This window comes from Pseudomonas oryzihabitans, assembly GCF_007665395.1.
In the GTDB taxonomy this organism is placed as follows: domain Bacteria; phylum Pseudomonadota; class Gammaproteobacteria; order Pseudomonadales; family Pseudomonadaceae; genus Chryseomonas; species Chryseomonas psychrotolerans_C.
In genome coordinates this window covers 23,581-50,573 of sequence record NZ_VDND01000008.1, presented here as the reverse complement: position 1 = coordinate 50,573, position 26,993 = coordinate 23,581, and the positions used below count along the sequence as shown (strand labels likewise).

Here is a 26,993-nt window from a genome sequence, read left to right as displayed (position 1 = left end):
GCCAGTGGCCGCGCCGGCCGGGTCGGGCCCGGCCTGAAAGCTATGAAGGCGGCCCCGCTGGGGCCGGTCTTCAGGTCACGGTCGCGGAAGCGGTCGGCCGCGGCTCGCTGGGCGCCTTGCGCACACCGGCCTCGAACTCCTCGCGGAAATACTTGATGGCACTACCCAGGGGCTCGACGGCGCCCGGTGCGTGGGCACAGAAGGTCTTGCCCGGGCCGAGGAAGTTGACCAGCTGCAGCAGGGTGTCCAGGTCGCCCTGCTGGCCCTCGCCCTTCTCCAGGGCGCGCAAGAGTTTGACGCTCCACGGCAGGCCGTCGCGGCAGGGGGTGCACCAGCCGCAGGATTCGCGGGCGAAGAACTCTTCCATGTTGCGCAGCAGCGAGACCATGTTGATGCTGTCGTCCACGGCCAGGGCCAGGCCGGTACCCATCCGGGTACCCACCTTGCCAATGCCGCCGGCGTACATCTGCGCCGAGAGGTGCTCGGGCAGCAGGAAGCCGGTACCGGCGCCACCGGGCTGCCAGCACTTCAGCTTGAAGCCATCGCGCATGCCGCCGGCGTAGTCCTCGAACAGCTCCTGGGCAGTGATGCCGAAGGGCAGTTCCCAGACGCCGGGATTCTTCACCTTGCCGGAGAAGCCCATGAGCTTGGTGCCCATGTCTTCACTGCCGGCCAGGGCCAGGCTCTTGTACCAGTCGACGCCGCCGGCGACGATGCCCGGTACGTTGCACAGGGTCTCGACGTTGTTGACACAGGTGGGCTTGCCCCAGACGCCGACGGCGGCGGGGAAGGGCGGCTTGGACCGCGGATTGGCGCGGCGACCCTCCAGGGAGTTGATCAGCGCGGTCTCTTCACCGCAGATGTAGCGCCCGGCACCGGTGTGGACGAACAGCTCGAAGTCGAAACCGCTGCCGAGGATGTTCTTGCCCAGCAGGCCGGCGGCCTTGGCTTCTTCCACCGCGCGCCGCAGGTTGGCGGCGGCGTCGACGTATTCGCCGCGCAGGAAGATGTAGCCGCGATAGGCCTTGAGCGCCCGGGCGCTGATCAGCATGCCTTCCACCAGCAGGTGCGGCAGCTGCTCCATGAGCAGGCGGTCCTTCCAGGTGTTGGGCTCCATCTCGTCCGCGTTGCACAGCAGGTAGCGGATATCGAGGGATTCGTCCTTGGGCATCAGGCCCCACTTCACGCCGGTGGGGAAGCCCGCACCGCCGCGGCCCTTGAGGCCGGAGTCCTTGACTTCCTGGACGATGGCGTCCGGAGCCAGCTCGGTCAGCGCCTTGCGCGCCGCGGCGTAGCCGTTCTTGCCCTGGTATTCCTCCAGCCAGACCGGGGCGCCGTCTTCGCGCAGGCGCCAGGTCAGGGGATGGGTCTCGGGGGTACGGGCGATGCCGTTGGCAGGCCCGAAGGAGGTCAGTCTCATGCGTATCCCTCCAGCAGTTTGGCCACGCCCGCGGGTTGGACATCGCCATGGGTGTCGTCGTCGATCATCAGCGCCGGGGCCTTGTCGCAGTTGCCCAGGCAGCACACCGGCAGCAGGGTGAAGCGGCTGTCGGCGGTGGTCTGGCCCAGGCCGATGCCCAGCTGGCGCTGGATCTCGCCGACCACGGATTCGTGGCCGCCGATGTAGCAGGTCATGCTGTCGCACACGCGGATGATGTGGCGACCGACCGGCACGCGGAAGATCTGGCTGTAGAAGGTGGCCACGCCCTCGACGTCGCTGGCGGGGATGCCCAGCACCTCGCCGATGGCGTAGATGGCGCCGTCCGGCACCCAGCCGCGTTCCTTCTGGACGATCTTCAGGGCCTCGATGGACGCCGCGCGCGGGTCCTCGTAGTGATGCATCTCGTGCTCGATGGCCGAGCGCTCGGTGTCGCTGAGGACGAAGCGGTCGGTTTGGATCAGGGTTTCGGTGCTCATGCTCAGCGGTCCACGTCGGCCATGACGAAGTCGATACTGCCCAGGTAGGCAATCAGGTCGGACACCATGCTGCCGCGGATGACGGCCGGGATCTGCTGCAGGTGCGGGAAGCTCGGCGTCCGGATGCGGGTGCGGTAGCTCATGGTGCTGCCGTCGCTCGTCAGGTAGTAGCTGTTGGCGCCCTTGGTCGCCTCGATCATCTGGAAGGCTTCGCCGGCCGGCATCACCGGACCCCAGGACACTTGCAGGAAGTGGGTGATCAGGGTCTCGATGTGCTGCAGGGTGCGCTCCTTGGGCGGCGGCGTGGTCAGCGGGTGATCCGCCTTGTACGGGCCCTCGGGCATGTGCTGCAGGCACTGCTCGATGATGCGCAGGCTCTGGCGCATCTCCTCGACGCGCAGCATGCCGCGGTCGTAGCAGTCGCCGTTGTGGGCGATGGGCACTTCGAATTCGAAGTTCTCGTAGCCGGAGTAGGGGCGGGCCTTGCGCAGGTCGAAGTCCAGGCCGGTCGCACGCAGGTTGGGACCGGTGACACCCCACTCCAGGGCTTCCTTGGTGTTGTAGACGGCGACGTTCTTGGTCCGGCCGACCAGGATGCTGTTCTTCATGGCCGCCTTTTCGTACTCGTCCAGGCGCTTGGGCATCCAGTCGAGGAATTCGCGGACCAGCTTGTCCCAGCCGCGCGGCAGGTCATGGGCGACGCCACCGATGCGGAACCAGGCCGGGTGCATGCGGAAGCCGGTGATGGCCTCGATGACCTTGTAGGCGCGCTGGCGGTCGGTGAAGGTGAAGAACACCGGGGTCATGGCGCCGACGTCCTGGATATAGGTACCCAGGTACAGCAGATGGCTGTTGATGCGGAAGAACTCGGCCATCATCACCCGGATGAAGTCGACCCGCGACGGCACCTTGATGCCGGCGAGCTTTTCCACCGAGAGGACGTAGGGCAGGTTGTTCATCACCCCACCCAGGTAGTCGATCCGGTCGGTGTAGGGGATGTAGCTGTGCCAGGACTGGCGCTCGGCCATCTTCTCGGCGCCGCGGTGGTGGTAGCCGATCTCCGGCACGCAGTCGACGATCTCTTCGCCGTCCAGCTGCAGGATGATGCGGAAGGCACCGTGGGCGGAGGGGTGGTTCGGGCCGAGGTTGAGGAACATGAAGTCGGAATTCTCCGCATGCTCCTTCATGCCCCATTCCTCGGGCTTGAATCTCAGGGTTTCCTGCTCGAGATCCTGCTTGGCGGCGTTCAGCGCATAGGGATCGAATTCGGTGGCGCGCGCCGGATAGTCCTTGCGCAGCGGGTGGCCCTGCCAGTTGTCGGCCATCAGCATGCGCTTGGGCAGCGGGTGACCGTCGAAGTGGATGCCGTACATGTCCAGCACCTCCCGCTCGTACCAGTTGGCATTGGGGAAGATGCCGGTGGCGGTGGGCAGGCGTAGGTCGTTGGCGGATAGGGCCACCTTGAGCATCACATCGCTGTTACGGTCGATGGACAGCAGGTGGTAGAAGACGGTGAAGTCCGCGTTGGGCAGGCCGCGGCGGTGAGTCCGCAGGCGCTCGTCGACGCCATGCAGGTCATAGAGCATGACGTAGGGGCGGGGCAGGTTGCGCAGGAAGCGCAGCACTTCGATGATTCTTTCGCGCGCCACCCAGATCACCGGCATGCCGGTACGGGTGTCTTGCAGGGTCAGGGCGTCGGCGCCGAATTGGCCCTGGAGTTCGCCAACCACCGACGCTTCGCCGGCAGGGGCGAGCGCAGAGGCGGACAGAGCGGTGTCTGCGGTCATGATGTTCCGTCGCTATCGATCGTCGTCAGCGTGGGAGCCCGAAGGGGCTCACACTTCGTCTGGGCTGCGCAGGTTGGTGACCTGGATGCGGCGCTCGCGGTTCTGCTCGCGCTGCGAGGGCATCTCGGCGCGGTAGATGCCCTGGTCGCCCACCACCCAGGAAAGGGGGCGGCGCTCTTCACCGATGGAGTCCTGCAGGAGCATCAGGCCCTGCAGGAAGGCTTCGGGGCGAGGCGGGCAGCCGGGCACATAGACGTCGACGGGCAGGAACTTGTCCACGCCCTGAACGACCGAGTAGATGTCGTACATACCGCCGGAGTTGGCGCAGGCACCCATGGAGATCACCCACTTGGGTTCCAGCATCTGCTCGTACAGGCGCTGGATGACCGGGGCCATCTTCATGAAGGGCGTACCGGCGATGACCATGAAGTCGGCCTGGCGCGGCGAAGCCCGGATGACTTCCGCGCCGAAGCGGGCGATGTCATGGGGCGCCGTGAAGGCGGTGGTCATTTCCACGTAGCAGCAGGACAGGCCGAAGTTGTAGGGCCAAAGGGAGTTCTTGCGACCCCAGTTGACCGCGCCCCGCAGCACATCTTCGAGCTTGCCCATGAAGATGCTGCGGTTGACCTGACTTTCGACCGGGTCGGCCACGGTTTCCCGTTGGCCGGCCGGATAGCGGTCTACTGCCGCATCGGGATCGATCCGGGTGAGATTGTATTGCATTGCCAAAGCCTCATTGTTTCGACTTCGCCTGCCGCTCGCGACGGCTCGCAGGCGCCCAATCGAGCGCTCCGATTCGCCACAGGTAGACAAGACCCGCCAACAGAATTGCTATGAAAATGGAGGCTTCCACGAAGCCGGCCCATCCCGATTCACGGATGGACACCGACCAGGCGAAGAGAAAGAGGGCTTCGACGTCGAAGATCACGAAGAGCATCGCGACCAGGTAGAACTTGGCAGAGAGGCGGAGACGAGCACCCCCGGTGGGGACGATGCCGGACTCGAAGGGATCGTTCTTACTGCGCCCCACGGCTTTGCTGCCGAGGAGGCTGGAGACTCCGAGCATGAAGGCGATCAGACCGACCACGCCCAGGAGAAATACCGCAAAGCTCCAGTTGTGGGTCAGTAGGCTGATCGACTCAGACATGCTTTGAATCCTTAATTATGGGTATCAGGAGCAATCACTGCGACACGGTGTCGCAAGGCGAACAGATTTTATGCTCTATCGATTCATTCTGTAAATTTATTGGTTTAAAAAGATTCTATTTGACTGCCCTGAATCAAATTAAACAGAACTTCCGTTTTATATGAGAATGAATATAAGAATTATTCTCAACTCATTGCGTGTCGGTTCTGGAAACTAGATTGCAGAGCGGCGCGAGAGTTCGCGTTGTTTCCTGTCTGGTCAGTCGAGCAGGTCGGCGCGGATGCTCAGCTGGCGGTCGTGGCGGCCTTCGGTGGAGTAGTAGCGGGTCAGGCCGGCACGGTCATCCGCCCCCTGCTGGCGAAAGCCGCCGAGGTCCAGCCACTGGCCGAGCGGGCCGCTGAGGCGGGTGGTGGCGCTCTGGGTCTGGATGGCGCCGGGCTGATGGGTGGCGGCGCGATCATCGACGCTGCTGATGTCCAGGTGCACCAGATTCCCGCTCAGACGAGCGGTGACCTGAAAGCCGCGTTCGAGGCGGCGATAGTCGGTCTGGGCGGAAGTCTGGCCGTAGGGCGAGGTCTGGTAGGTGGTCACCGGGACGTCTTCACCGAACCGGATCAGGGCCGGATAGCCCTCGGTGACCTGGACCCGCTGGGCACCATCCTCCCGCTGGTCGGTGCTGTCCTCGATGATGCGCACCTGCGGTGACCGCAGGTTGCCCGCCACGCCGTAATCCTGGTCGGCGCCCGAACTGCCGGCGCGGGTGGCGAGGGTGATGAGCAGGCGGCGCGGCTGGGTATCCAGTTGCGCCAGCAGATTCCTGACCTCGGCGAGCTTGGCCGGTTCGGCGTTGACGATCAGCTGGTTGCCGTAGACGTTGACCTTGCCTTCGGCGCCGAGCACCGACTGCAGGGTGGGCAGCAACTCGTCGGCCGTGCGGTACTGCAGCGGTAGGACCTCGGTTCGCGGGGTGGCCCAGGCGGTGGTGGTCAGCAGCAGCCCCAAGGCGAGCAGACGTCTCACAGCAGTATCCTCCGCAATTCCTGATCGGGCTGGCTGATCGCCCAGAGGCGATCGAAGACCTGTTGCTGGACCTTCACCGCCGCGCGATCGCCGTAGCGGACGAAGCCCGTGGGGGCACTGCTGGTACGTCGCAGCAGCGCCTGGTCGTCGACGAGGAGGCAGGCCCCTTCCGGCTGCTGGTCGGCCGGCGGCCGGCGGATCAGCAGGTTGCTGCTCAGGCGCTGCGCCAGGGTCACGAGGCGATGCCCCTGGCGCACGGCGCTGGCGCTGTCGTTGATCAGGATGCGGACCTGGTGCCGGGGATGGCCGAGCAGCAGGCGCTTGATGGCGGCCTCGATCTCGGCGTGATCGTACACAGGCCCTTCGAGATCGGGCGTCTGCAGGCACAGCTGGCGACGAGCCTGGGCGATGAGGCGCAGGCTGTGTTCGCGCAGCGCCTCCAGGCCGTCCAGGCGCAGGGCGAGGTCCTCACCGAGGCGGGGTTCGGGCAAACCGTCCAGGGTCAGATCGGCAAGGGACTCGTCCATCGCAGCTCCTGTCAGTCTTCGTCGTCTTCTCCCGCGAAGATCAGGCTGCCCTGCTGGAGCAGCTCGCGGATCAGGCGCAGGGCGTCGTCGTCCTGCAGCCAGGGCGCCAGGTTGGCCTCGTGCAGCACCTCCGCCGAGCATAGCAGGTCGAGCAGCGGTTGCAGGCGTAGCGGCAGCAGGCGGCTCTGGCCGCTGGCGAAGACCATCACCTCGTCCTCCAGGCGGCTCCAGGCCAGGCGGCCACTGGGGTTACGCATCAGCAGGGCGCCTTCGCCGAGCTCCTTGAGCAATTGCTTGGCGCTGAGATTTTCCCCGGCGACGCGCTCCGGATAGCGCGGCTCGGTCATGTGCTGGCCGAACCAGGCGAGCAGCAGGCGATCGTCGCTCAGGTGGCGCTGCATCAGGCCGCGCAGGCGCTTGATGGCCTCGGGTGGGATCTCGGCGGGATGTTCGCTGGCCGGCGCGCAGCCGGCGTCGCTGTAGCGCTCGTCCTCGGGAATGAACTGGTTGAGGAAGTCGGTGAAGTGGGTGAGTACCTCGCCGGCGCTGGGCGCGCGGAAGCCGATGGAGTAGGTCATGCACTCGCTTTCGGCGATGCCGTCATGGGCCAGGCCGGGCGGCAGATAGAGCATGTCGCCCGGCTCGAGGACCCATTCGTCGGTCTGCTGGAAGTCGGCGAGGATCTTCAGTTCCAGGCCCTCGATCAGCGGGCTGTCGGCCGTGCACGGCTGGCCGATGCGCCAGCGGCGGCGCCCGTGGCCCTGCAGCAGGAAGACGTCGTAGTGATCGTAATGCGGGCCGACGCCACCACCCGGGGCCGCGTAGCTGATCATGATGTCGTCGACGCGCCAGCTGGGCAGGAAGCGGAAGGCCTCCAGCACCTCGGCCACCTCGGGGACGAACTGGTCGACCGACTGCACCAGCAGGGTCCAGTCGCGCTCGGGCAGGCTGGCGAAGGTGTCTTCCGGCAGCGGGCCGCGGCGCAGCTCCCAGGTACGCTCCTGGCCGATGATCAGGCGCGACTCGATTTCTTCTTCCAGCGACAGGCCGGCCAGCTCATCGGGCTCCAGGGGGCTCTGGAAGTCCGGGATGGCCTGGCGGATCAGCAGGGGTTTGCGCTGCCAGTAGTCGCGCAGGAATTCACGGGCGGTCAGGCCGCCGAGCAGTTGCAGGGGTTGGTCCGGGTTCATGCACACCTCGCGCAATGAAAAACGCCCGGCGGTGCCGGGCGTGAGAAAGGAATGGCTCTCAGACCCGACGGGCCTGCTCGGCGGCATTGCCGATATAGCCGGCCGGGGTCAGCTGGCGCAGTTCGGCCTTGGCCGCCTCGGGAATTTCCAGGCCATCGATGAAGGTCTGCAGGGCGCTGGCGCTGATGCCTTTGCCACGGGTCAGCTCCTTGAGCTTCTCGTAGGGGTTGGCCACGCCATAGCGACGCATCACGGTCTGCACCGGCTCGGCCAGGACTTCCCAGCAGGCATCCAGGTCTTCGGCGATGCGCGCAGCGTTCAGTTCCAGCTTGCCGATACCCTTGAGGGTGGCTTCGTAGGCGATCACGCCGTGGGCCAGGCCGGTGCCCAGGTTGCGCAGCACGGTGGAGTCGGTCAGGTCACGCTGCCAGCGGGAGATCGGCAGCTTGCTGGCCAGGTGCTGGAGGATGGCGTTGGCGATACCCAGGTTGCCTTCGGAGTTCTCGAAGTCGATGGGATTGACCTTGTGCGGCATGGTCGAGGAGCCGATCTCGCCCGCGACGGTCTTCTGCTTGAAGTAGCCGAGGGAGATGTAGCCCCAGATGTCCCGGTCGAAGTCGATCAGGATGGTGTTGAAGCGGGCGATGGCGTCGAACAGCTCGGCGATGTAGTCGTGCGGTTCGATCTGGGTGGTGTAGGGATTCAGGGTCAGGCCGAGGTCGTCTTCGATGAAGGTACGGGCATTGGCTTCCCAGTCGACGTCCGGGTAGGCGGACAGGTGGGCGTTGTAGTTGCCCACGGCGCCGTTGATCTTGCCCAGCGGGCGGATGGCGGCGATCTGCTCGATCTGGCGCTCCAGGCGATAGACCACGTTGGCCAGTTCCTTGCCCAGGCTGGTGGGGGAGGCGGGCTGGCCATGGGTGCGCGAGAGCATGGGCACGTCGGCGAAGCGATGGGCCAGGACGCGGATCTCGCCGGCGATCTGGCGCATCAGCGGCAGCAGCACCTGGTCGCGACCTTCACGCAGCATCAGCGCGTGGGACAGGTTGTTGATGTCCTCGGAGGTGCAGGCGAAGTGGATGAATTCGCTCACCGCGGCCAGCTCGGGCAGGTTGGCGACCTCTTCCTTGAGCAGGTACTCGATGGCCTTGACGTCGTGGTTGGTGGTGCGCTCGATGTCCTTGACCCGCTGCGCCTGCTCGACGCTGAACGCGGTGGCCAGCTTGTCCAGCAGGGCATTGGCCTCGGCGGAGAAGGGCGCGACCTCGGGAATGCCCGCGTGGGCGGCCAGGCGCTGCAGCCAGCGGACCTCGACCTGGGCGCGGAAACGGATCAGGCCGAATTCGCTGAAGATGGGGCGCAGGGCGGCGGTCTTGCCGGCGTAACGGCCGTCGATGGGCGATACGGCGGTGAGCGAGGAGAGCTGCATGGGCATTCTCTTGGTAGCGGGGGAGAAAGGGGCGGAATTCTACACGCAAAGGCCGGGGCTTTAGTACCGCCACCGGCCGGTCCGGATCAGGCGTTGCGCAAGGGGTAGAGGTTGCCGAGCAGCTTGCGGCGATTGAGTACCAGCTGCCAGCGATGGCCGCCGAGCTGGCGCCACAGGCGCGCGGAGCGGATCCCGGCCAGGAGTAGGGCGCGCACCCGCGAGGCGGTGGCGGATTGCTGCAGGTAGCGCATCTCGCCGTGCACCTGGATGCGCTGCTTGAAGGTGCTCAGGGTGTCCTCGTAGAGCCCCCCGCAGGCGGCGATGACGTTCTCGTGGGCGACGCCGAAATGCTCGACCTGGGACTGGATCTGGGTGAGCCGGCGGCCGATGAGATCGAGCAGGTCGCCGCGCTTCTCCAGCTTGCGCTCCAGGGCGGTCATCGCCAGGGCATAGCGCAGGGGTTCGCGCTGCAGGCTGTTGGGATTGCGCTCCAGGGTGCTGGAAAGTGCGCCGAGGCCCTCGCGCAAGGGTGCGACATGGCCGCCGTAGACCTCCAGGGTACTGCCAGGGTCGCGCACCAGCAGGCTGCCGAGCAGGCAGGCGAGGGGTTCTTCCGCGACCTGGCCGGTACGCGCCAGCTGGTCAACCAGCACGGCGGCCTGGAAGACGCCGCCGAGGGCGATGAGTTGTTCCTGGGTACGATTCATGCGGCGGGTGCCTCGGCGCAGGCCGGCTGGGTGTGCTCGATCACGCCGCCGCCCAGGCAGACGTCGCCGTCGTAGAAGACCACCGACTGGCCGGGCGTCACGGCGCGCTGGGGTTCGTCGAAGACCACCCGATAGCCGGCGCCCTGACGCTCGATCCGGCAGGGCTGGTCCTGCTGGCGATAGCGCACCTTGGCGGAGAGGCGCCGCGGCTGGGCGAGGTCCAGGTCGTTGACCCAGAACATCTCACCGACGGTCAGGGCTTCGGCGAACAGCCAGGGGTGGGAATTGCCCTGGCCGACGACCAGGACGTTGCGCACCAGGTCCTTGGCCAGGACGTACCAGGGCTCGTCCCCGGCGTCCTTCATGCCGCCGATGCCCAGCCCCTGGCGCTGGCCGATGGTGTGGTACATCAGGCCGTGATGCTGGCCGATCACCTCTCCGGTGGTGGTCTCGATGGCGCCCGGCTGGGCCGGCAGGTACTGCTTGAGGAAGTCGCTGAAACGCCGCTCGCCGATGAAGCAGATGCCGGTGGAGTCCTTCTTGCGCGCGGTGGCCAGGCCGTGCAGCTCGGCGATGGCGCGGACCTCGGGCTTCTCCAGCTCACCCACCGGGAAGAGGGTGCGCGCCAGCTGCTCGCCGCCCACGGCGTGGAGGAAATAGCTCTGGTCCTTGTTGGCATCCAGGCCCTTGAGCAGCAGGGTCTGGCCATCGATGTCGCGACGTCGCACATAGTGGCCGGTGGCGATTAGGTCGGCGCCCAGGGCCAGGGCGTAGTCGAGGAACGCCTTGAACTTGATCTCGCGGTTGCAGAGGATGTCCGGATTCGGCGTGCGGCCGGCCTTGTACTCGGCGAGGAAGTGCTCGAAGACGTTATCCCAGTACTCGGCGGCGAAGTTGGCCGTGTGCAGCGTGATGCCGATGCGGTCGCAGACCGCCTGGGCGTCGGCCAGGTCTTCCTTGGCGGTGCAGTACTCGGTGCCGTCGTCCTCGTCCCAGTTCTTCATGAACAGGCCCTCGACCTGGTAGCCCTGCTCCTTGAGCAAAAGGGCCGAGACCGAGGAATCCACTCCGCCGGACATGCCGACGATGACGCGGGTGCCGTTCACTTCAAAAACCTCTCATATCTACGATCATCGACAGGGGATAGCGGTGCCCGTCCAGGTACTTCTCGATGGCGTCCAGGACCAGGGGGCTGCGCAGGCGTGCCTGCTCGGCGCGGATCTCGTCGAGCGTCAGCCACACCGCGCGGGTGATGTCGGCGTCCAGGGCGCGGCCTTCCTCGAGCTGCAACGGGCGCGCATGGAAGGCGGTGCGATAGTAGGTGACGCCATTGCTCGGCGCGGTATAGAGGCCGATGCCGACCACGCCCTGGATCTCCACCTGCCAGGCGGTTTCCTCCAGGGTTTCGCGATAAGCCGCCTCGACCAGGCTTTCACCCGGCTCGAGATGCCCGGCCGGCTGGTTGAGCACCAGGCGGCCCTGTTTCTCTTCCTCGACCAGCAGGAAGCGGCCGGCGTCTTCCACCACGGTGGCCACGGTCACGTGGGCGTGCCAATCCATCTCGGACTCCGTTATCGGTAATCGCGCAGTATACGCCTTAAGCTTTGTGGGTCCCAAATGCAGCGAACCCCGGCCAAAGCCGGGGTTCGCTGGCGCAACCCGTCAGGCTGCGGGTGCAGCCCTCAGGCTCAGCCCTTGAGCTGGGCCAGGGCGGCGTTGAGCGTGGCGCTCGGACGCATGGCCTGGCTGGCCTTGGCCTGGTCGGGGTGGTAGTAGCCACCGATGTCCACGGCCTGGCCCTGGACGCCGTTCAGCTCGGCGACCACCTTGGCTTCGTCGGCGGTCAGCGACTGGGCGACCGGGGCGAACTGGGCCTTCAGCTCGGCGTCGTCGTTCTGCTCGGCGAGGGCCTGGACCCAGTACAGCGCCAGGTAGAAGTGGCTGCCGCGGTTGTCCAGTTCACCGGCCTTGCGCGATGGCGACTTGTTGCTGTCGAGGAACTGGCCGTTGGCCTGGTCCAGGGTCTTGGCCAGGATCTTGGCCTTGGCGTTGCCGGTGGTCTCGCCCAGGTGGTTGAGGGATTCGGCCAGGGCCAGGAACTCGCCCAGGGAATCCCAGCGCAGGTGATTTTCCTGCACGAACTGCTGGACGTGCTTGGGCGCGGAGCCGCCGGCACCGGTCTCGAACAGGCCGCCGCCGTTCATCAGCGGGACGATGGACAGCATCTTGGCGCTGGTGCCCAGTTCCATGATGGGGAAGAGGTCGGTCAGGTAGTCGCGCAGGACGTTGCCGGTCACCGAGATGGTGTCCTCGCCCTTGCGGATGCGCTCCAGGGAGACGCGGGTGGCTTCCTCGGGCGCCAGGACGCGGATGTCCAGGCCGTTGGTGTCGTGGTCCTTGAGGTAGCGCTCGACCTTGGCGATGACCTGGGCGTCGTGGGCACGGTTCTGGTCGAGCCAGAAGATCGCCGGGGTGCCGCTGGCGCGGGCGCGATTGACGGCGAGCTTGACCCAGTCCTGGATCGGCGCGTCCTTGGTCTGGCACATGCGCCAGATGTCACCGGCCTCGACCGGATGCTCGAAGACCACCTTGCCCTGGTCGTCGGTCACACGCACGGTGCCGTCGGTGGGGATCTGGAAGGTCTTGTCGTGGGAGCCGTATTCCTCGGCCTTCTGCGCCATCAGGCCGACGTTGGGCACACTGCCCATGGTGCTGGGGTTGAAGGCACCGTTCTTCTTGCAGTCCTCGATCACCACCTGGTAGACGCCAGCGTAGCAGCGGTCGGGGATGATGGCCTTGGTGTCCTGCAGGTTGCCTTCGGCGTTCCACATCTTGCCGGAGTCACGGATCATGGCCGGCATGGAGGCGTCGACGATGACGTCGCTCGGCACGTGCAGGTTGGTGATGCCCTTGTCGGAGTTGACCATGGCCAGGGCCGGGCGCTGGGCGTACTGGGCGTCGAAGTCGGCCTTGATGGCGGCCTGGGTGGCTTCCGGCAGGCTGGACAGGCGGGCGTAGAGGTCGCCGATGCCGTTGTTGCGGTCGAAGCCGGCTTCCTTCAGGGCAGCCTCGTGCTTGGCCAGCACGTCCTTGTAGAACTCGCCGACGATGACGCCGAACATGATGGGGTCGGAGACCTTCATCATGGTGGCCTTCAGGTGCACGGAGAACAGCACGCCCTGGGCCTTGGCGTCTTCGATCTGGGCGGCGATGAAGCTCGCCAGGGCCTTGCGGCTCATGGTCGAGGCGTCGACGATCTCGCCGGCCTTGACCGCGGTCTTCTCTTTCAGGACCTTGGCGCTGCCGTCCTTGCCGATCAGTTCGATCTTCAGGCTGCCGGCGTTCTCGATGGTGGCCGAGCGCTCGCTGCCATAGAAGTCATGGGCATCCATGTGGGCGACGTGGGACTTGGAGTCGGCGCTCCAGGCACCCATGCGGTGGGGGTGCTTGCGGGCGTAGTTCTTGACCGATAGGGGCGCGCGGCGGTCGGAGTTGCCTTCGCGCAGGACCGGGTTCACGGCACTGCCCTTGACCTTGTCGTAGCGGGTCTTGACGTCCTTTTCCTTATCGTCCTTGGGTTCGTCCGGGTAGTCCGGCAGGGCGTAGCCCTGGCCCTGCAGTTCCTTGATCGCGGCCTTGAGCTGCGGTACCGAGGCGCTGATGTTGGGCAACTTGATGATGTTGGCTTCGGGAGTGGTGGCCAGTTCGCCGAGTTCGGCGAGGTGGTCGGAGATGCGCTGCTCTTCCTTCAGGTACTCGGGGAAGAGGGCGATGATGCGGCCGGCAAGGGAGATGTCACGGGTTTCGAGGGCGACGCCGGACGAGGCGGTGATGGCCTCGACGATGGGCAGCAGCGAATAGGTCGCCAGGGCGGGCGCTTCGTCGGTCAGGGTGTAGATGATCTTCGACGTGGTGGACATGTCTTGCGTTAACTCCTCTTTATCACAGCTGTGGCGCGAAGCCGGGCGAGCGAGGATCGACCCTTGAGTCGATAGACGCCCCAAGAAGGCGTTATCGGGCCGCGCGTCAGGCGCGGCGGCGATGGACGGGTCATGCGACAAAGCGTCGCTGCGGATATCGCGCGGTCGGCCGATACAGCCAGCGGAACCGGCAGGGCCGGCAGCGACCCGTCAGTCGCGGGAGTATATCAGCGCGACGCCTGGCGTGCATTCATGCCGCGGCGGGAGGGCGGTCGTGGCAGGCGGCTGGTGCCAGCCCGAATTTCGCGGGCGGCCAGGGCCAAGCTGGGAGGGTCAAGATGCTTGACCAATCGTCGTGTGGCGCTGCACGGGAGTTGCTTAAGGGACTAAACTATTATCCCTCTACATTTCATGAGGTCGTTATGAAAACCAAGGACAATGCGTCCAAGAGCCGTTCCTGGGCCATCGTCGGGCTGGAAACGCTCGTCATCGTCGCCCTGTCGCTGTACATCGCCTTCGGCGTCGGACTCTTCATCAAGCATCACTGCTGGGACACCCTGACCCCGCAGCAGCAAGACCAGATCCTCGAGCAGATGAGCCGCAGCGCTCAGGAAAACACCCTGCTCACCTGATTCGCTAGAATCAAATCCCTTCGAATAACGACAAGAATCCATCCTTTTCCCCGCGCGCCGCTATGGCGTCGAGGCGCTTCGTCACGCCTGGTGCTCGGACTCGTCAGCAGGCCAGGTGCTTGCGCGTGGTGACGGGGGCGGACGGCAGCTGCCGGGGCATTGCCCGGGAGGTGTCCGGAAGGGGGCGGGAGCGACGTGCCAGACGCAGCATGGCCCAAAGTATGGCCAGCGACAGGGCCAGCCAGCCAAGCACGAGAAAAAGGATGTAGGTCGCAGGAGTCATTGACGTTCACCGTACGGCTGTCTCGGAAAAGGTGTCGCTGCTGGACACACTTCTCTAGACACGTCAATAGCGGGGCTGTTCGGGCCTTCCCGACGAGGGGTGCGGCCGGGCGGTGCGCCGCCCGGCGAGTCGGGATCAGAGGAACAGGTGGGCCAGCCAGAACAGGCCGGCGGACAGTGCCATGGAGGCGGGCAGGGTCAGTACCCAGGCCATGAGGATGTTGCGTACCGTGCTGCCCTGCAGGCCGCTGCGATTGGCGACCATGGTGCCCGCCACCCCCGACGACAGGACGTGGGTGGTGGAGACGGGGAGGGCGAAGACGTTGGCCATGCCGATGGCAGCTACCGCCGTCACCTGGGCGCTGACGCCCTGGGCATAGGTCATGCCCTGGCGACCGATCTTCTCACCCACCGTCAGGACTACGCGGCGCCAGCCGACCATGGTGCCGATGCCCAGGGCCAGGGCGACGGCGATGATGACCCAGAAGGGCGCGTATTCGGTGGTGCTGGTGAGGTCCTTGCGCAGGCGGCTGAGGTCGTCGCGGTCCCGGGCGGTCAGCACCGGCAGCTTGCTGACCTTCTTCGCGGTATCGTCCAGGCACAGCAGATAGCGACGCACCTGCTGGCGATGGTCGTCACTCATGGCGCGGTAGTCGGTGATGCCGTCGAGGTCGGCCAGCAGCGCCTTCAGCGTCGGCACGGTCATGTGCGGGGCGCAGCGGAATTCCTGCGGCAGGTCGCGGTTGCCCGGCACCTCGGCGAGGAAGTCCTTGAGGTTGTCGCCCTGGCGGTCATAGAACTGCCCCAGGTGGATGGCCGCATCCCGGGTGCGCTCGATCTGGTAGGTGGTGCTGTCCAGGTCGAGCACGAACTTGGCCGGGACGATGCCGATCAGCACCAGCATGATCAGGCCGATGCCTTTCTGGCCATCGTTGGAGCCGTGCACGAAGCTCATGCCCATCGCCGAGAGGACCAGCATCAGCCGGTTCCAGAAGGGTGGGTGCTTCTTCGCATCCAGCTCGCGGCGCTGCTCGGGGGTCTTGTGCATCTTCGACAGCGGCCGCCAGCGCTTGAGGGCGATGAGCAGCAGGCCGGCGACGGCGAAGCCCGCCAGCGGCGAGAAGATCAGCGACAGGCCGATGTCGATCGCCTTCTGCCAGTTGACCCCTTCGCTCATCGGGATGCCGGTGAGCAGGGCGTTGGTCACGCCCACGCCGAGGATGGAGCCGATCAGGGTATGGGAGCTGGACGCGGGGATGCCGAAGTACCAGGTACCCAGGTTCCAGGTGATGGCCGCAGCGAGCAAGGAGAACACCATGGCCAGGCCGTGGCCGGTGTTGACGTTGATCAGCAGCTCCACCGGCAGCAGGTGGACGATGGCATAGGCCACGCCGACGCCGCCGAGCAGCACCCCGAGGAAGTTGAAGATGCCGGAGAAGAGCACCGCGAGATGCGGTGGCATCGCCTTGGTGTAGATCACCGTGGCGACGGCATTGGCGGTGTCGTGGAAGCCATTGATGAATTCAAAGGCCAGCACGAAGGCCAGGGCCAGGACGAGGCTGATGGCGACCCAGGCGTGGAGTCCGCTGAAAAGTTCGAACATGGGGATACGTCGACAGTTGGCAGGCGCGAATTATGGCAGAAAAATGACTGCCGCCATCGCCGCCTTGAATGGGAGGGGCGATTTAGTCGCCGCGGTAGATGCAGCCGCAGGTGCAGGTCTCATGGACGCGAACCTGGCTGAGCTCCGGCAGGAGCGGCTTGAGTTGCTGCCAGATCCAGCGGGCGAGGACTTCGCTGGTCGGGTTTTCCAGCCCGGGAATGTCGTTCAGATAATGATGGTCGAGTCGCTCGTAGAGCGGCTTGAACACCGCCTTGATGTCGGCGAAATCCCGTACCCAGCCGGTATGGGGGTCGACACTGCCCTCGATGTGCAGGGCCACCTTGAAGGAATGCCCATGGAGACGTCCGCACTTGTGGCCCGCCGGGACGTTAGGCAGGAAGTGTGCGGCTTCGAACACGAATTCTTTGAAAATTTCCACGATAACCACTCGCGTTGGGCCACGGTGTGTGGCGGCTGCGGGGCGGCAGTCTACCAGCTAGACACCGCCTTGCCGAACCTTGCCGCGGAGTCGGCGGTCCGGGTCGTCAGCCGGGCATCGACCAGGGCGCCAGACGGTGGCCGTCACGCGCCAGCTCCAGGCGCGTCTGCTCGATCAGGGCGGCGAGATGGCCGGCGTGGCTGTACTGGCTGCGGGCGACATGGGCGACCGAGGCCAGGACTTGGCTGCCATCGGTCACCGCCAAGGAGAAGCTGGCATCGCTGGGATCCTCGCGGACCTCGCCGCGCAGCGGCAGAAAGGCCTGTTCGACGATGTGGACGGCGTGGGCGAGCTCGATCGGCATGGGGACCTCCTGGGGGCGTGACCTGCAATAGAGGCCGGTCGAGGGAGAAAATTCTGATTTGCCTTCGCCGGCCGGCTTAGGCAGTCTCCCGGTCTTTGTCCGGACGTCTGCCCATGCGCACCTCGAATCCTCGTACCTTCTGGGCCCTGGTGGGCCTGGCCGTCGCCTTCGGCCTCGCTGGCCTGATCGGTAATCGCGTGGGCTGGGAGCGGCTGGAGATCGGCTATCGGACGGTGCCTTCGCCCAGTGGGCTGGACACCGGCGTGGCTGGCCAAGTCATCACCGGGTTGCCATCGCTGTGCATCGCCCTTGCGCTGGTCACGGTGGTCACCGCCTTGATCATCCGGGGTGGCCAGCGCTTTCGCGCCCGGCTGCCGCTACCGGTGACGGCGGCCATCGTCTGGCTGCTGCTGGCGCTGCTGCTGGTGCTCTTCTACCCCAGCACCCTGGCGTTCCAATGGGAAAACCATCGCAGCGCCGCCGACATCGACTTCTATGTGCTGCAGGATCGCCCCGGTTCCTTCCAGGGCTCGGCGCAGAAGAGCCAGCGGCTGACGTATTACCGCGACTGCGGCAAGACCGGGCAGGCGGCCTGCCCGGTGTTCGACTGCGTGGTGGAGCGGCGCAGCTGGCTGGGTGGCCTGCAGAAGATCGAAGGCTTCTACCCGGGGCTGGACCAGGAGCGTCAGCTGGAGCTGCTACGCACCCGCTGCCTGCCCGGTACGCCATGACCGACGAAACCGCCGGTCTGGTGGCGCCATAGACGGGCATAGAGGCCGTTGTAGGCGAGCAGCTCGTCGTGGGAGCCCATCTCGACGATCTGGCCACGCTCCATGACCACCAGGCGATCCATGCGCGAGATGGTCGACAGCCGGTGGGCGATGGCGATCACCGTCTTGCCTTCCATCAGGGTCTCCAGGCTTTCCTGGATGGCTGCTTCCACCTCGGAGTCGAGGGCGGAGGTGGCTTCGTCCAAGAGCAGGATGGGCGCGTCCTTGAGCAGGGTGCGGGCGATGGCGATGCGCTGGCGCTGGCCGCCGGACAGCTTGACGCCGCGTTCACCCACCTGGGCATCCAGGCCGGTGCGGCCATGGGCGTCGGTGATGCGGGCGATGAAATCATCGGCCTTGGCCTTGCGCAGGGCGGCGTGCAGTTCTTCGTCGGTGGCCTCGGGGCGGCCGTAGAGCAGGTTCTCGCGGATCGAGCGGTGCAGCAGCGAGGTGTCCTGGGTGACCACGCCGATCTGGCATCTCAGGCTTTCCTGGGTGACGTGGGCGATGTCCTGGCCATCGACCAGGATGCGACCACCTTCCAGGTCGTAGAGGCGCAGCAGCACGTTGATCAGGGTGGACTTGCCGGCGCCCGACGGGCCGACCAGCCCGATCTTCTCGCCCGGCGCCACGTCCAGGGTCAGGCCATTGATGATGCCGGCACCCTTGCCGTAGTGGAACTGGATGTCGTCGAACAGCACCGCGCCACGGGTCACCTGCAACGGCTTGGCGTCCGGCGCATCACCGACCTGGCGCGGCTTGGCGATGGTGCTCATGCCGTCCTGCACCATGCCGATGTTCTCGAAGATGCCGTTGACCACCCACATGATCCAGCCGGACATGCTGTTGATGCGGATCACCAGGCCGGTGGCCAGGGCGATGGCGCCGACGCTGATGACGCCCTGGTGCCAGAGCCACAGCGCGAGGCCCGTGGTGCCGGCGATGAGGAAGCCGCTGAGGATGCTGATGGTCACGCCCATGGCGGTGATCAGGCGGGCCGCGCTCTCGGCCTTTTCCGTCTGCTCTTCCATGGCCTGGCGGGCGTATTGCTCTTCCTGCGCCGAATGGGAGAACAGCTTGAGCGTGGAGATGTTGGTGTAGCCGTCGACGATACGTCCGGACAGTTGCGAACGGGCTTCCGAGGCGATGGCCGAGCGCTCCTTGGTCTGGGGCACGAAGTACCAGAGCGCGATCACGTAGCCGATGATCCAGAGGATCAGCGGCACCATCAGCCAGACGTCGGCCTGGGCGAACAGGATCAGCGAGGTGACGGCGAAGATCAGCACGTGCCAGATGGCATCCACCGCCTGCACCGCCGAATCGCGCAACGAGACGCCGGTCTGCATGATGCGGTTCGAGATGCGTCCGGCGAAGTCGCTGTGGAAGAAGCCCAGGCTCTGCTTGAGCACATAGCGATGGTTCTGCCAGCGGATCAGGGTGGTCAGGCTGGGGGTGATGGTCTGGTGCACCAGCAGGTCGTGCAGGCTGATGAACAGCGGGCGTATGACCAGGGTGACGACGGCCATCCAGATCAGGGTGCCACCGTGCTCCTGGAAGAACACCGTGCTATTGGGCGCGCTGCCGGCCAGGTCGACGATCTGGCCGATGAAGTTGAACAGGGCGACCTCGACCAGGGCGCCGATCAAGCCTACTACCAGCAGCAGGGCGAAGGCCGGCCAGGCCTGCTTGAGGAAATGCAGATAGAAGGCGCCGACGCCGGTGGGCGGCATTTCGTCGGGAGCTTCCCGGAACGCATCGATGATGCGTTCGAAGCGGCGAAAGATCATGCGGGGTCCTTGTAGAGGGGAGACAGGGTCTCGCGTCGCCGAGAGGAGGGACCGCGCCACTTGGACTGGACGACCGCTGGGGGGATGGCCCAGTGGGACGGGTCGACTCAGAGCCTGTTCAGGATCCGCGGCGCGTCAGCCAAGCCAGGATTGAAATGCCCGGGAAGCTCAGCGCCCGGCGGGACGCCCAGTTACCCTGGGCGACCTCGAGCGCGATTCCGATTAGCTCCTTCGGGCATTTTCGTCTGGTTTGGCGCCAGCCCGCGCGCCCATGAACAGTCTCTTACAGGCGTTTGGCAGCGAGAATCATGACCGGTTCACGGGGAATGTCGCGCAGCATGCCCTGGCGGGTGGTCTGGACCCCGGCGATCTGGTCGACGACCTCCATGCCGCGCACCACCTTGCCGAACACGGCGTAGCCGAAATCCCGCGAGCCATGATCGAGGAAGGCATTGTTCTCGACGTTGATGAAGAACTGGCTGGTGGCGGAGTTGACGTCCGAGGTGCGGGCCATGGCCAGGGTGCCGCGCAGATTCTTCAGGCCGTTGTCGGCTTCGTTCTTGATCGGTGCCTTGGTGCGTTTTTCCTGCATGTCGCGGGTATAGCCGCCCCCCTGGATCATGAAGCCGGGGATGACCCGGTGGAACAGGGTGCCCTTGTAGAAGCCGCTGTCGACGTAGCCCAGGAAATTCTGGGTGCTGACCGGCGCCTTGGTCGCATCCAGTTCGACCTCGATGTCACCCTTGTTGGTGCTGATGAGCACGTGTGGATTGTCCGCGGCCCAGGTGGTGGAGGCGACGAGCAGGGCGCAGGCGGCAAGCAGGGCTTTGAACATGGTGGATCCTTCAGTGGGCAGAGACGACTGGCGAACGATAGCAATCCGGCCGACGCCCCGCCACGGTCAGCGCGGCAGGGCGTGCTTGCGCAACAGGCTCATGAGGATCTGCGACGCCGGGCCGAGCTCGTGCTGGCGCGTCTTGTACAGCTGGAAGGGATGGAAGCGCTGCGCGCCCTGTTCCAGCGGCAGTGGCTTGAGCAGGCCCGCGTCGAGATCGGTCTGGATGGCGTCTCGCGGCAACCAGGCGAAGCCCAGGCCGTCGCGCAGGAAGGTGGCCGCGGTGCTGATGCTGCCCACCGTCCAGCGCTGTTCCGCCGCCAACCAGCCGGCGTCCCGGGGTTGGGCACGGCCGCTGTCGCGGATGACGATCTGCAGCTGTTCTTCCAGATCGGCGGTCACCAGGGTGCGCCGCAACAGGTGCAGAGGATGCTCGGGATGGGCGACGGCGACGAATTCCACCGTGCCCAGGGAGGCGCCCAGGTGTTCGGCGATCACCAGGCCGGTGATCGCCAGGTCCGCCGAGCCGTCCAGCAGGGCTTCTTCCACGCCGGACAGCACCTCTTCGCGCAGGCGCACCCGGCAGCCGCGGCTCTGCGGCATGAATTCGCGCAGGCAGAGCAGCAGCGGCCGGGTAGGGTAGGCGGCGTCCACCACCAGGCGTACCTCGGATTCCCAGCCCTGTTCCATGTGGTAGGCCAGCTCTTCGAGCTGGCTCGCCTGCTGCACCAGGCGCCGCGAGCGGCGCAGGAGCACGGCGCCGGCATCGGTCAGCACGGCGCGACGACCTTCCAGGCGCAGCAGCGGGACACCGAGCTGTTCCTGCATGCGGGCCACGGTATAGCTGACCGAGGACTGGGAGCGGTGCAGGACCTCGGCGGCCTGGGCATAGCCACCGTGGTCCACCACCGCCTGCAGGGTCCGCCACTGATCGAGGGAAACGCGAGGAGTCTTCATCGAGCGCTCTATGGCCGCGAAAGGGCGCATGGTAGAGCCTCGGCGCGCAATGGCAAAACGCGGCGTCCATCACGGCCTGAAAAAATGTCCGCTGGCGGGCCAAACATCCGGCGGAGGCGCCGCTCAAAGCCTGCCGATGAGTTTTCCCACTCTAGGCAAGACAAGGAGTCTCCATGTCGTCATTCAAGGCGTTGCTGGGTTGCTGTCTGCTCGTCGCTCCCCTGGTGGTCCACGCCGAGGCGTCGGCAGCCGGCGAGCCCCTCGACATCGAGGGCCTCAACATCACGCGAACCGTCGACTGCCACGGCCAGGACGTGTCCCTGTCCGGCGAGGGCAATACCCTGACCCTGAAAGGCCAGTGCGGCGAGGTGACCGTCTATGGCAGTCATCATCGCCTGGTGCTCGACAGTGCCCAGGCGCTGAACATCAACGGCCTGGGTAGCGTCACCACGGTCAAGGGCGCGGTCGCGCGGCTGAGCATCGGCGGCGGTTACCAGCAGGTACAGGCCAACGTGCGCGGCAGCGAAGGCCTGGCCAAGGTCGATGCCTATGGCTACGGCGCCAAGGCCCGCCTGACGCTGCTCAGCCCGGCCGACATCGCGGTCGGCGGTTCCAACCAGCAGGTCTACTGGTCGCGGGCGGCCGGCGTGGCCGAGCCCAAGACGCTGGTCTCGGGTGCCGACAACGTCCTCCAGGCCAACCAGTCGGTGGCCGCGCTCACCGGTGGCGAGCCATCCGGGCTGAACGCGACCCGCTGAAGCGCAGCTCGGCAGGGCTTTTCCTCCGGCGGCGGGCACGTTAAGGTCGCGCACCTTTTTCGTGCGCCGCCGCCATGCCCTATCTCTTGCTCGTCACCCTCATCTGGGCGTTTTCCTTCAGCCTGATCGGGGAGTATCTCGCCGGTCGCGTCGACAGCGACTTCGCCGTGCTGGTCCGCGTGGCCATCGCCTTCGTGCTGTTCCTGCCCTTCACCCGCTGGCGCGGGGTGCCGGGCCGCTTCGCCCTGGGCCTGATGGCGGCGGGCGCCCTGCAATTCGGCATCACCTACCTCTGCCTGTACCGGAGCTTCGCCGTGCTGACGGTACCGGAGGTGCTGCTGTTCACGGTGCTCACGCCCATCTATGTGACGCTGCTCGACGACGCCTGGCAGCGCCGCTTCCGCCTCTGGTCGCTGCTGGCGGCCGTGGTCGCGGTAGCGGGCGCCGCGCTGATCCGTTTCCAGCCGCTGACCGGTGACTACCTGCTCGGCTTCCTGCTGCTGCAGGTCGCCAACCTGACGTTCGCCGCCGGCCAGGTGCTGTGCAAGCACCTGGGCCATGCCTACGCCGGGCAGGGCGCGCTGCACCGTTACTTCGGCCTGTTCTTTCTCGGCGCGCTGCTGGTGGCGGCGCTGTCCTTCCTGCTGTTCGGCAATCCGGCGCGGCTGCCCAGCACCGGTCTGCAGTGGGGCGTGCTGCTGTGGATGGGCGTGTTCGCCACGGCGCTCGGCCTCTACTGGTGGACCCTGGGGTCGCTGCGGGTCAATGGCGGCACCCTGGCGATCATGAACGAAGCCCACGTGCCGGCTGGACTGCTGGTCAGCCTGCTGATCTGGCAGCACCCGGCCGATCTGCCTAGGCTGTTGCTGGGTGGCGGCATCATTCTGCTGTCGCTGTTCATCAATCGTCAGGGGCGCCGAGCATGAGCGTGCTGGCGGGCAGGGGATTGGGCCTTTCGGTGTTGTCGTCGGTGCTGTTCGCCCTGATGCCGGTGTACTTCGCCTGGCTGGCGCCCCTGGACGGCCTGCAGGTGGTGGCGCTGCGGGTGGTCTGGTCGCTGCCCATGGTGTTGTTGCTGGTGGTGGTGCTGCGCGAGGGCAAGGCGCTGTGGACCACGCTCCAGCGACTGGCACGCGAACCCCGGCTGTGCCTGGCCATCCCGGCGGCGGCGTTGCTGATGGGCGTGCAGTGGTGGGTGTTCGTCTGGGCGACCATGAACGGCGAGGCCATGGCCATGTCGCTCGGCTACTTCCTGCTGCCGCTGGCCATCGTCCTGACCGGACGGCTGGTGTATGGCGAGCGCCTGCGGCCGCTGCAGCGGCTGGCGGTGGCCTGTGCGCTACTGGGGGTGATCAACGAGGTCTGGGTGACCGGCGCGCTGTCCTGGGTCAGCCTGCTGCCGGTGGTGGGCTATCCGCCGTACTTCGTGCTGCGTCGCTGGATGGCGGTGGATGCCCTGTCCGGCTTCGTGCTGGAGATGTGCTGCCTGCTACCTTTCGCGCTGCTCGCCCTGCATTGGTTTTCGCCGAGCCAGGCCTTGCAGCAGGCGCCCTGGCTCTGGGCGCTGTTGCCGGGGCTGGGCTTGCTCAGCGCCATCGCCTTCGCCGCCATGCTGGCGTCCAGCCGGATGTTGCCGCTGAGCCTGTTCGGCATCCTCAGCTACGTCGAGCCGGCGCTGCTGGTGTTCGTGGCCCTCTATTTCCTGGGTGAGCAACTGCCGGAGGGTGCGATCTGGACCTATGGTCCGATCTGGCTGGCGGTGGCCTGGGTGTGCCTGGACAGTGCGCGGCTGCTGCGCAAGCAGCTGCGACGCGCACCGACCAACCCCTAGAGCGCCAGCGTCGGGGCAGCGTCCGCGGTGAAGAAGTGCTCGTCGCAATTGGGCAGGGTGCCGGCGCGGTCGACGATGAGGAACTCGTCCTCGTCGCGCAGGGCCAGCACCGGATGGTGCCAGACCCCCGCGTGGTAGTTGATGCCCTGCTGCCCATCGGTACGAAAGACCCGAATCGCCCGGGCGTCCGGCTGAGGCCCGGGTGGCGCCACCACCACCAGGAAGGGCTCGCCGCGCAGCGGCACGAAGGCCTGGCTGCCGTGGGGATGACGTTCGAGCATGGCGATGGTCAGCGGGTAGTCCAGGCGGCGGGCGCGGAAGATGCTGATGATCGCCGCACCATCGGCCGGACCGGTCGCCACCCGCGCCAGGGCATGGAATCTCTGGGTCGAGCCGTTGTTGATGGGAAACCAGTCGCGGCCGGCGGTTTCGATGACATCGCCGAAGGGCGCGAAGCCCTCGGCGGTCAGCGGCTCGATAGCGAGTTGCCAGGTCATGCCTGGCCCCGCGCGACCTTGCCGAACAGCCGCAGGCGGCTGACGCCGCCGTCGGGGAAGATGTTCAGGCGTACGTGGGTGATGGGGCCGAGGTCGCGCACCTGCTCGCGGAAGCTGTGCTCCTGGTGCATCTGCAGCTTCTGCGGCGGCAGCAGCTCCTTCCAGAACAGGCTCTGGGTCTCGATCTGGCCGTCGGTACCGCCACGCACATAGGCGCCCTGGATCTGGCAGCTGTCCGGGTAGTTGCCCTTGAAATGCAGGGTGTCGACCAGGATCTCCTCGACGACGCCGGCATGGCCCAGGGCGATGATCACCCAGTCGTTGCCGGGGGTCCGGCGGCGGGCGGTTTCCCAGCCGTCGGCCATGGTGGCGGCGCGGCCCGGGTTGAGGATGTTGCTCATGCGCCCATAGTGCTCGTCGTTGCAGGCCAGGGCGCGACCGCCGTTGGGGGCCGCGGCCAGGTCCAGCACCTCGTCCTCGGCTTGCGCCGACCAGTCGCGATGGGGAATGCCATAGACGCGCAGGCGGGCCACGCCACCATCGGGATAGATGTTCAGGCGCAGATGGGTCCAGGGGCGATCGTCGCTGATCGCGTGGTAGTGATGGCTGTTGCCCTGCATCTCGATGGCAGGCAGGACCTCGGTCCAGGCGGCATCGGCGGCTGGATCGCCCTCGGGACAGAAGCAGGCCTCCAGGGAGGCGGACGGCGGGTAGTTGCCGGTGAACCAGCGGGTGTCGATGTCGACCCCCTTGATCGAACCGGGTACGCCCATGCGGATCACCGCGTGGTCGTAGCCTTCGAACCTCTTGCGGCGCGACTCCCAGCCGTCCATCCATTTGCCGTTGTCGTCGTAGACGCCTTCCTTCCATTCCGGCTCATGGGGCTGGAGCATGCGGTCGGCGGCGGCGAACCAGTCGTCGGAGACGCTGATGACGTGGGTGCCGAGGCGGGCGTCGGCGAGGTTGAGGTACTTCTCGAAGGGAGCGGCGTAGGTGCGTTTCATGAAGGGCTCGTAGTCGGGATGAGGTCAGAGGGTCTGCAGGCGGAAGAGGGCGATGCGGTCGATCTCGGCGAGGGCGCGCTGGAACTCCTGCTCCGGGGTATTGGGCAGGCGCTCCTCGAAGGCCGCGAGGATCAGGTGTCGGTTGCTGCCCTTCACCGCCATGATGAAGGGGAAGCCGAATTTGTCGCGGTAGGCGTCGTTGTAGCCAGTGAAGCGGGCCAGCTCGTCCGGCGTGCACTGGTCGAGGCCGGCGCCGGCCTGCTCGTTGGTGCTGGCGGCAGTCAGCTCGCCGGCCAGGGCGGCGCGGCCGGCGAGATCCGGGTGGGCCTGGATCAGCGCCAGTTGCTCGGCGTGGCTGGCCCGGGCGACCTGGGTGGACAGTCGCTGGTGCAGGGCCTCGATGGCGTCCGGCAAGGGCTGGCCCTCGTCGAAGGCGCGCTCGGCGACCCAGGCGGAATGTTCGTAGATGCCGCCGAAGGCCGCGACGAAGGCGGCGCGGTCCAGCTGGCTCGGGATCAGGGTCTGGAAGCTGTTCATGCCGGCGGATGCTCCCGGTGCCAGTGGCGGGCGATGTCCACCCGGCGGGCGAACCAGACACGCTCGTGGCTCTGGGCGTACTCCAGGAAGCGCTTGAGGCCTACCAGCCGGCCGGGGCGACCGATCAGGCGGCAGTGCAGGCCGATCGAGACCATCTTGGGCGCGGTGGCGCCTTCTTCGTAGAGGGTGTCGAAGGCGTCCTTGAGGTACTGGAAGAATTGCTCGGCGGTATGGAAGCCCTGCACCTGGGTGAATCTCATGTCGTTGGTGTCCAGGGTGTAGGGGATCACCAGGTGCGGCTTGCCGGTCGGGGTGTCGGGCTCCCAGTAGGGCAGGTCGTCGTCGTAGGTGTCGCTGTCGTAGAGGAAGCCGCCTTCCTCCATCACCAGGCGCCGGGTGTTGGGTCCGGTGCGGCCGGTGTACCAGCCCAGGGGGCGCTCACCGGTCAGCTCGGTGAGGATCTCGATGGCGCGCTGCAGATGAGCGCGCTCCTCGGCTTCGTCCAGGTATTGGTAGTCGATCCAGCGATAGCCGTGGCTGCAGATTTCGTGGCCGGCCTGGACCATGGCGCGGATGACCTCGGGATGGCGCTCGGCGGCCATGGCCACGGCGAAGATGGTCAGGGGCACCTGGTGCTTGGCGAACAACTCGAGGATCCGCCAGACGCCGGCGCGACTGCCATATTCGTAGAGCGACTCCATGGACATGTTGCGCACGCCCTGCAGGGGTTGCGCCGCCACCATCTCGGAGAGGAAGGCTTCGGACTCCTTGTCGCCGTGCAGGATGTTGCGTTCGCCACCCTCCTCGTAGTTGAGGACGAAGGACAGGGCGATACGGGCATCGCCTGGCCAGCGGGGGTGGGGCGGCTGGGCGCCGTAGCCGATGAGATCGCGGGGATAGGTCATGGAAGGAGCATCCTGGCAGTCGGAAGGTTTTGTATACAATGTTTGAAGACCTTTGCCGAGTCCCAGCAAGAATCCTGCCTAACTGGTCAGACCGGTCTGAGCGCTTTGCCTGGCCAGAGAGCGGCCGGCCCTGCCAGCGCGGGCCACG

At 66.2% G+C, this 26,993-nt stretch carries 28 protein-coding genes; 5 read left to right on the top strand and 23 right to left on the bottom strand.

Annotated features, from left to right (window positions below):
• Positions 1–70 precede the first annotated feature (70 nt).
• The 13 genes from nuoF to FSV73_RS16775 all read right to left on the bottom strand — a co-directional run bounded on the left by nuoF (position 71) and on the right by FSV73_RS16775 (position 13,644).
• Positions 71–1,420: an NADH-quinone oxidoreductase subunit NuoF gene (gene nuoF, locus FSV73_RS16835; RefSeq protein ID WP_145008989.1), complete on the bottom strand. Its 1,350-nt coding sequence runs from the start codon at positions 1,418–1,420 to the stop codon at positions 71–73.
• Positions 1,417–1,917, bottom strand: a complete 501-nt coding sequence (gene nuoE / locus FSV73_RS16830; RefSeq protein WP_058764029.1) for an NADH-quinone oxidoreductase subunit NuoE — start codon at positions 1,915–1,917, stop codon at positions 1,417–1,419. The genes nuoF and nuoE overlap by 4 nt, the downstream gene beginning before the upstream one ends.
• Before the next feature lie 2 nt (positions 1,918–1,919).
• A complete protein-coding gene (gene nuoC, locus FSV73_RS16825) occupies positions 1,920–3,704 on the bottom strand; it encodes an NADH-quinone oxidoreductase subunit C/D (RefSeq protein ID WP_145008988.1) in 1,785 nt (594 codons plus the stop codon).
• Between the two features lie 48 nt (positions 3,705–3,752).
• Positions 3,753–4,427 (bottom strand): NuoB/complex I 20 kDa subunit family protein, encoded by a 675-nt coding sequence (locus FSV73_RS16820; protein WP_007158886.1) that lies wholly within the window; start codon positions 4,425–4,427, stop codon positions 3,753–3,755.
• Between the two features lie 10 nt (positions 4,428–4,437).
• A complete protein-coding gene (locus tag FSV73_RS16815) occupies positions 4,438–4,851 on the bottom strand; it encodes an NADH-quinone oxidoreductase subunit A (protein ID WP_007158885.1) in 414 nt (137 codons plus the stop codon).
• 258 nt (positions 4,852–5,109) lie between these two features.
• The gene (locus FSV73_RS16810) at positions 5,110–5,871 is read right to left on the bottom strand and encodes a secretin N-terminal domain-containing protein (protein WP_145008987.1); all 762 of its coding nucleotides are present in this window, start codon (positions 5,869–5,871) and stop codon (positions 5,110–5,112) included.
• Positions 5,868–6,398, bottom strand: a complete 531-nt coding sequence (locus tag FSV73_RS16805; protein WP_145008986.1) for a hypothetical protein — start codon at positions 6,396–6,398, stop codon at positions 5,868–5,870. The genes FSV73_RS16810 and FSV73_RS16805 overlap by 4 nt, the downstream gene beginning before the upstream one ends.
• A gap of 11 nt (positions 6,399–6,409) precedes the next feature.
• Positions 6,410–7,588: a cupin domain-containing protein gene (locus FSV73_RS16800; RefSeq protein ID WP_145008985.1), complete on the bottom strand. Its 1,179-nt coding sequence runs from the start codon at positions 7,586–7,588 to the stop codon at positions 6,410–6,412.
• A gap of 58 nt (positions 7,589–7,646) precedes the next feature.
• Positions 7,647–9,017 carry an adenylosuccinate lyase gene (gene purB / locus FSV73_RS16795; protein ID WP_145008984.1) on the bottom strand — a complete coding sequence of 457 codons (1,371 nt, stop codon included), beginning with the start codon at positions 9,015–9,017 and terminating at the stop codon, positions 7,647–7,649.
• A gap of 86 nt (positions 9,018–9,103) precedes the next feature.
• Entirely contained in the window at positions 9,104–9,724 is a 621-nt protein-coding gene (hflD, locus tag FSV73_RS16790; RefSeq protein WP_145008983.1) for a high frequency lysogenization protein HflD, read from the bottom strand.
• Positions 9,721–10,830 carry a tRNA 2-thiouridine(34) synthase MnmA gene (gene mnmA / locus FSV73_RS16785; protein WP_145008982.1) on the bottom strand — a complete coding sequence of 370 codons (1,110 nt, stop codon included), beginning with the start codon at positions 10,828–10,830 and terminating at the stop codon, positions 9,721–9,723. The genes hflD and mnmA overlap by 4 nt, the downstream gene beginning before the upstream one ends.
• Position 10,831: 1 nt before the next feature.
• Positions 10,832–11,284 carry an NUDIX hydrolase gene (locus tag FSV73_RS16780; protein WP_145008981.1) on the bottom strand — a complete coding sequence of 151 codons (453 nt, stop codon included), beginning with the start codon at positions 11,282–11,284 and terminating at the stop codon, positions 10,832–10,834.
• A 128-nt stretch (positions 11,285–11,412) separates the two neighbouring features.
• Positions 11,413–13,644 (bottom strand): NADP-dependent isocitrate dehydrogenase, encoded by a 2,232-nt coding sequence (locus FSV73_RS16775; RefSeq protein ID WP_145008980.1) that lies wholly within the window; start codon positions 13,642–13,644, stop codon positions 11,413–11,415.
• 422 nt (positions 13,645–14,066) lie between these two features.
• Between FSV73_RS16775 and FSV73_RS16770 the strand changes: the two genes are divergently transcribed.
• A complete protein-coding gene (locus FSV73_RS16770; RefSeq protein WP_145008979.1) occupies positions 14,067–14,276 on the top strand; it encodes a hypothetical protein in 210 nt (69 codons plus the stop codon).
• Positions 14,277–14,694: 418 nt separating this feature from the next.
• Here the strand turns inward: FSV73_RS16770 and FSV73_RS16760 are convergent, their stop codons facing one another.
• The 3 genes from FSV73_RS16760 to FSV73_RS16750 form a co-directional block, all read right to left on the bottom strand.
• Positions 14,695–16,161: an inorganic phosphate transporter gene (locus tag FSV73_RS16760; protein ID WP_145008977.1), complete on the bottom strand. Its 1,467-nt coding sequence runs from the start codon at positions 16,159–16,161 to the stop codon at positions 14,695–14,697.
• An 82-nt stretch (positions 16,162–16,243) separates the two neighbouring features.
• The gene (gene queD / locus FSV73_RS16755) at positions 16,244–16,600 is read right to left on the bottom strand and encodes a 6-carboxytetrahydropterin synthase QueD (protein ID WP_145008976.1); all 357 of its coding nucleotides are present in this window, start codon (positions 16,598–16,600) and stop codon (positions 16,244–16,246) included.
• 106 nt (positions 16,601–16,706) lie between these two features.
• Entirely contained in the window at positions 16,707–16,964 is a 258-nt protein-coding gene (locus tag FSV73_RS16750; RefSeq protein WP_145008975.1) for a DUF1652 domain-containing protein, read from the bottom strand.
• A 113-nt stretch (positions 16,965–17,077) separates the two neighbouring features.
• On the opposite strand from FSV73_RS16750, the gene FSV73_RS16745 reads away from it, so the two are divergent.
• Positions 17,078–17,695: a hypothetical protein gene (locus tag FSV73_RS16745; protein ID WP_145008974.1), complete on the top strand. Its 618-nt coding sequence runs from the start codon at positions 17,078–17,080 to the stop codon at positions 17,693–17,695.
• Here the strand turns inward: FSV73_RS16745 and FSV73_RS16740 are convergent.
• The 3 genes from FSV73_RS16740 to FSV73_RS16730 form a co-directional block, all read right to left on the bottom strand.
• The gene (locus FSV73_RS16740) at positions 17,650–19,521 is read right to left on the bottom strand and encodes an ABC transporter ATP-binding protein (protein WP_145008973.1); all 1,872 of its coding nucleotides are present in this window, start codon (positions 19,519–19,521) and stop codon (positions 17,650–17,652) included. The two genes, FSV73_RS16745 and FSV73_RS16740, sit on opposite strands and share 46 nt — an antisense overlap.
• A gap of 283 nt (positions 19,522–19,804) precedes the next feature.
• Positions 19,805–20,356, bottom strand: a complete 552-nt coding sequence (locus tag FSV73_RS16735) for a peptidylprolyl isomerase (protein WP_145008972.1) — start codon at positions 20,354–20,356, stop codon at positions 19,805–19,807.
• A gap of 66 nt (positions 20,357–20,422) precedes the next feature.
• A complete protein-coding gene (locus tag FSV73_RS16730; protein ID WP_145008971.1) occupies positions 20,423–21,313 on the bottom strand; it encodes a LysR family transcriptional regulator in 891 nt (296 codons plus the stop codon).
• A 173-nt stretch (positions 21,314–21,486) separates the two neighbouring features.
• Here FSV73_RS16730 and FSV73_RS16725 point away from each other — a divergent pair, with 173 nt between their 5' ends.
• From FSV73_RS16725 to rarD, 3 genes are all read left to right on the top strand, one after another.
• The gene (locus FSV73_RS16725; protein ID WP_145008970.1) at positions 21,487–22,071 is read left to right on the top strand and encodes a DUF3060 domain-containing protein; all 585 of its coding nucleotides are present in this window, start codon (positions 21,487–21,489) and stop codon (positions 22,069–22,071) included.
• 74 nt (positions 22,072–22,145) lie between these two features.
• Positions 22,146–22,997: an EamA family transporter gene (locus FSV73_RS16720; RefSeq protein ID WP_145008969.1), complete on the top strand. Its 852-nt coding sequence runs from the start codon at positions 22,146–22,148 to the stop codon at positions 22,995–22,997.
• Positions 22,994–23,902, top strand: a complete 909-nt coding sequence (gene rarD, locus FSV73_RS16715; protein ID WP_145008968.1) for an EamA family transporter RarD — start codon at positions 22,994–22,996, stop codon at positions 23,900–23,902. Before FSV73_RS16720 ends, rarD begins: the two co-directional genes overlap by 4 nt.
• On the opposite strand, the gene FSV73_RS16710 is transcribed toward rarD, so the two are convergent.
• Genes FSV73_RS16710 through puuE form a run of 4 tightly spaced genes read right to left on the bottom strand, consistent with a single transcriptional unit; the run spans position 23,899 to position 26,845 of the window.
• Positions 23,899–24,399 carry an ureidoglycolate lyase gene (locus FSV73_RS16710; protein ID WP_145008967.1) on the bottom strand — a complete coding sequence of 167 codons (501 nt, stop codon included), beginning with the start codon at positions 24,397–24,399 and terminating at the stop codon, positions 23,899–23,901. The genes rarD and FSV73_RS16710 overlap by 4 nt on opposite strands.
• A complete protein-coding gene (gene alc, locus FSV73_RS16705) occupies positions 24,396–25,403 on the bottom strand; it encodes an allantoicase (RefSeq protein ID WP_145008966.1) in 1,008 nt (335 codons plus the stop codon). Before alc ends, FSV73_RS16710 begins: the two co-directional genes overlap by 4 nt.
• Before the next feature lie 24 nt (positions 25,404–25,427).
• Positions 25,428–25,940, bottom strand: a complete 513-nt coding sequence (uraD, locus tag FSV73_RS16700; protein ID WP_145008965.1) for a 2-oxo-4-hydroxy-4-carboxy-5-ureidoimidazoline decarboxylase — start codon at positions 25,938–25,940, stop codon at positions 25,428–25,430.
• Entirely contained in the window at positions 25,937–26,845 is a 909-nt protein-coding gene (gene puuE, locus FSV73_RS16695) for an allantoinase PuuE (protein ID WP_145008964.1), read from the bottom strand. The genes uraD and puuE overlap by 4 nt, the downstream gene beginning before the upstream one ends.
• Between the last annotated feature and the right edge of the window lie 148 nt (positions 26,846–26,993).

Bases quoted from the DNA above. Each gene is read 5' to 3' on its own strand.
- nuoF (WP_145008989.1), bottom strand. From the start codon at position 1,420: ATGAGACTGACCTCCTTCGGGCCTGCCAACGGCATCGCCCGTACCCCC.
- nuoE (WP_058764029.1), bottom strand. From the start codon at position 1,917: ATGAGCACCGAAACCCTGATCCAAACCGACCGCTTCGTCCTCAGCGAC.
- nuoC (WP_145008988.1), bottom strand. From the start codon at position 3,704: ATGACCGCAGACACCGCTCTGTCCGCCTCTGCGCTCGCCCCTGCCGGC.
- FSV73_RS16820 (WP_007158886.1), bottom strand. From the start codon at position 4,427: ATGCAATACAATCTCACCCGGATCGATCCCGATGCGGCAGTAGACCGC.
- FSV73_RS16815 (WP_007158885.1), bottom strand. From the start codon at position 4,851: ATGTCTGAGTCGATCAGCCTACTGACCCACAACTGGAGCTTTGCGGTA.
- FSV73_RS16805 (WP_145008986.1), bottom strand. From the start codon at position 6,398: ATGGACGAGTCCCTTGCCGATCTGACCCTGGACGGTTTGCCCGAACCC.
- FSV73_RS16800 (WP_145008985.1), bottom strand. From the start codon at position 7,588: ATGAACCCGGACCAACCCCTGCAACTGCTCGGCGGCCTGACCGCCCGT.
- purB (WP_145008984.1), bottom strand. From the start codon at position 9,017: ATGCAGCTCTCCTCGCTCACCGCCGTATCGCCCATCGACGGCCGTTAC.
- hflD (WP_145008983.1), bottom strand. From the start codon at position 9,724: ATGAATCGTACCCAGGAACAACTCATCGCCCTCGGCGGCGTCTTCCAG.
- FSV73_RS16780 (WP_145008981.1), bottom strand. From the start codon at position 11,284: ATGGATTGGCACGCCCACGTGACCGTGGCCACCGTGGTGGAAGACGCC.
- FSV73_RS16775 (WP_145008980.1), bottom strand. From the start codon at position 13,644: ATGTCCACCACGTCGAAGATCATCTACACCCTGACCGACGAAGCGCCC.
- FSV73_RS16770 (WP_145008979.1), top strand. From the start codon at position 14,067: ATGAAAACCAAGGACAATGCGTCCAAGAGCCGTTCCTGGGCCATCGTC.
- FSV73_RS16760 (WP_145008977.1), bottom strand. From the start codon at position 16,161: ATGTTCGAACTTTTCAGCGGACTCCACGCCTGGGTCGCCATCAGCCTC.
- FSV73_RS16750 (WP_145008975.1), bottom strand. From the start codon at position 16,964: ATGCCGATCGAGCTCGCCCACGCCGTCCACATCGTCGAACAGGCCTTT.
- FSV73_RS16745 (WP_145008974.1), top strand. From the start codon at position 17,078: ATGCGCACCTCGAATCCTCGTACCTTCTGGGCCCTGGTGGGCCTGGCC.
- FSV73_RS16740 (WP_145008973.1), bottom strand. From the start codon at position 19,521: ATGATCTTTCGCCGCTTCGAACGCATCATCGATGCGTTCCGGGAAGCT.
- FSV73_RS16735 (WP_145008972.1), bottom strand. From the start codon at position 20,356: ATGTTCAAAGCCCTGCTTGCCGCCTGCGCCCTGCTCGTCGCCTCCACC.
- FSV73_RS16730 (WP_145008971.1), bottom strand. From the start codon at position 21,313: ATGAAGACTCCTCGCGTTTCCCTCGATCAGTGGCGGACCCTGCAGGCG.
- FSV73_RS16725 (WP_145008970.1), top strand. From the start codon at position 21,487: ATGTCGTCATTCAAGGCGTTGCTGGGTTGCTGTCTGCTCGTCGCTCCC.
- FSV73_RS16720 (WP_145008969.1), top strand. From the start codon at position 22,146: ATGCCCTATCTCTTGCTCGTCACCCTCATCTGGGCGTTTTCCTTCAGC.
- rarD (WP_145008968.1), top strand. From the start codon at position 22,994: ATGAGCGTGCTGGCGGGCAGGGGATTGGGCCTTTCGGTGTTGTCGTCG.
- FSV73_RS16710 (WP_145008967.1), bottom strand. From the start codon at position 24,399: ATGACCTGGCAACTCGCTATCGAGCCGCTGACCGCCGAGGGCTTCGCG.
- alc (WP_145008966.1), bottom strand. From the start codon at position 25,403: ATGAAACGCACCTACGCCGCTCCCTTCGAGAAGTACCTCAACCTCGCC.
- uraD (WP_145008965.1), bottom strand. From the start codon at position 25,940: ATGAACAGCTTCCAGACCCTGATCCCGAGCCAGCTGGACCGCGCCGCC.
- puuE (WP_145008964.1), bottom strand. From the start codon at position 26,845: ATGACCTATCCCCGCGATCTCATCGGCTACGGCGCCCAGCCGCCCCAC.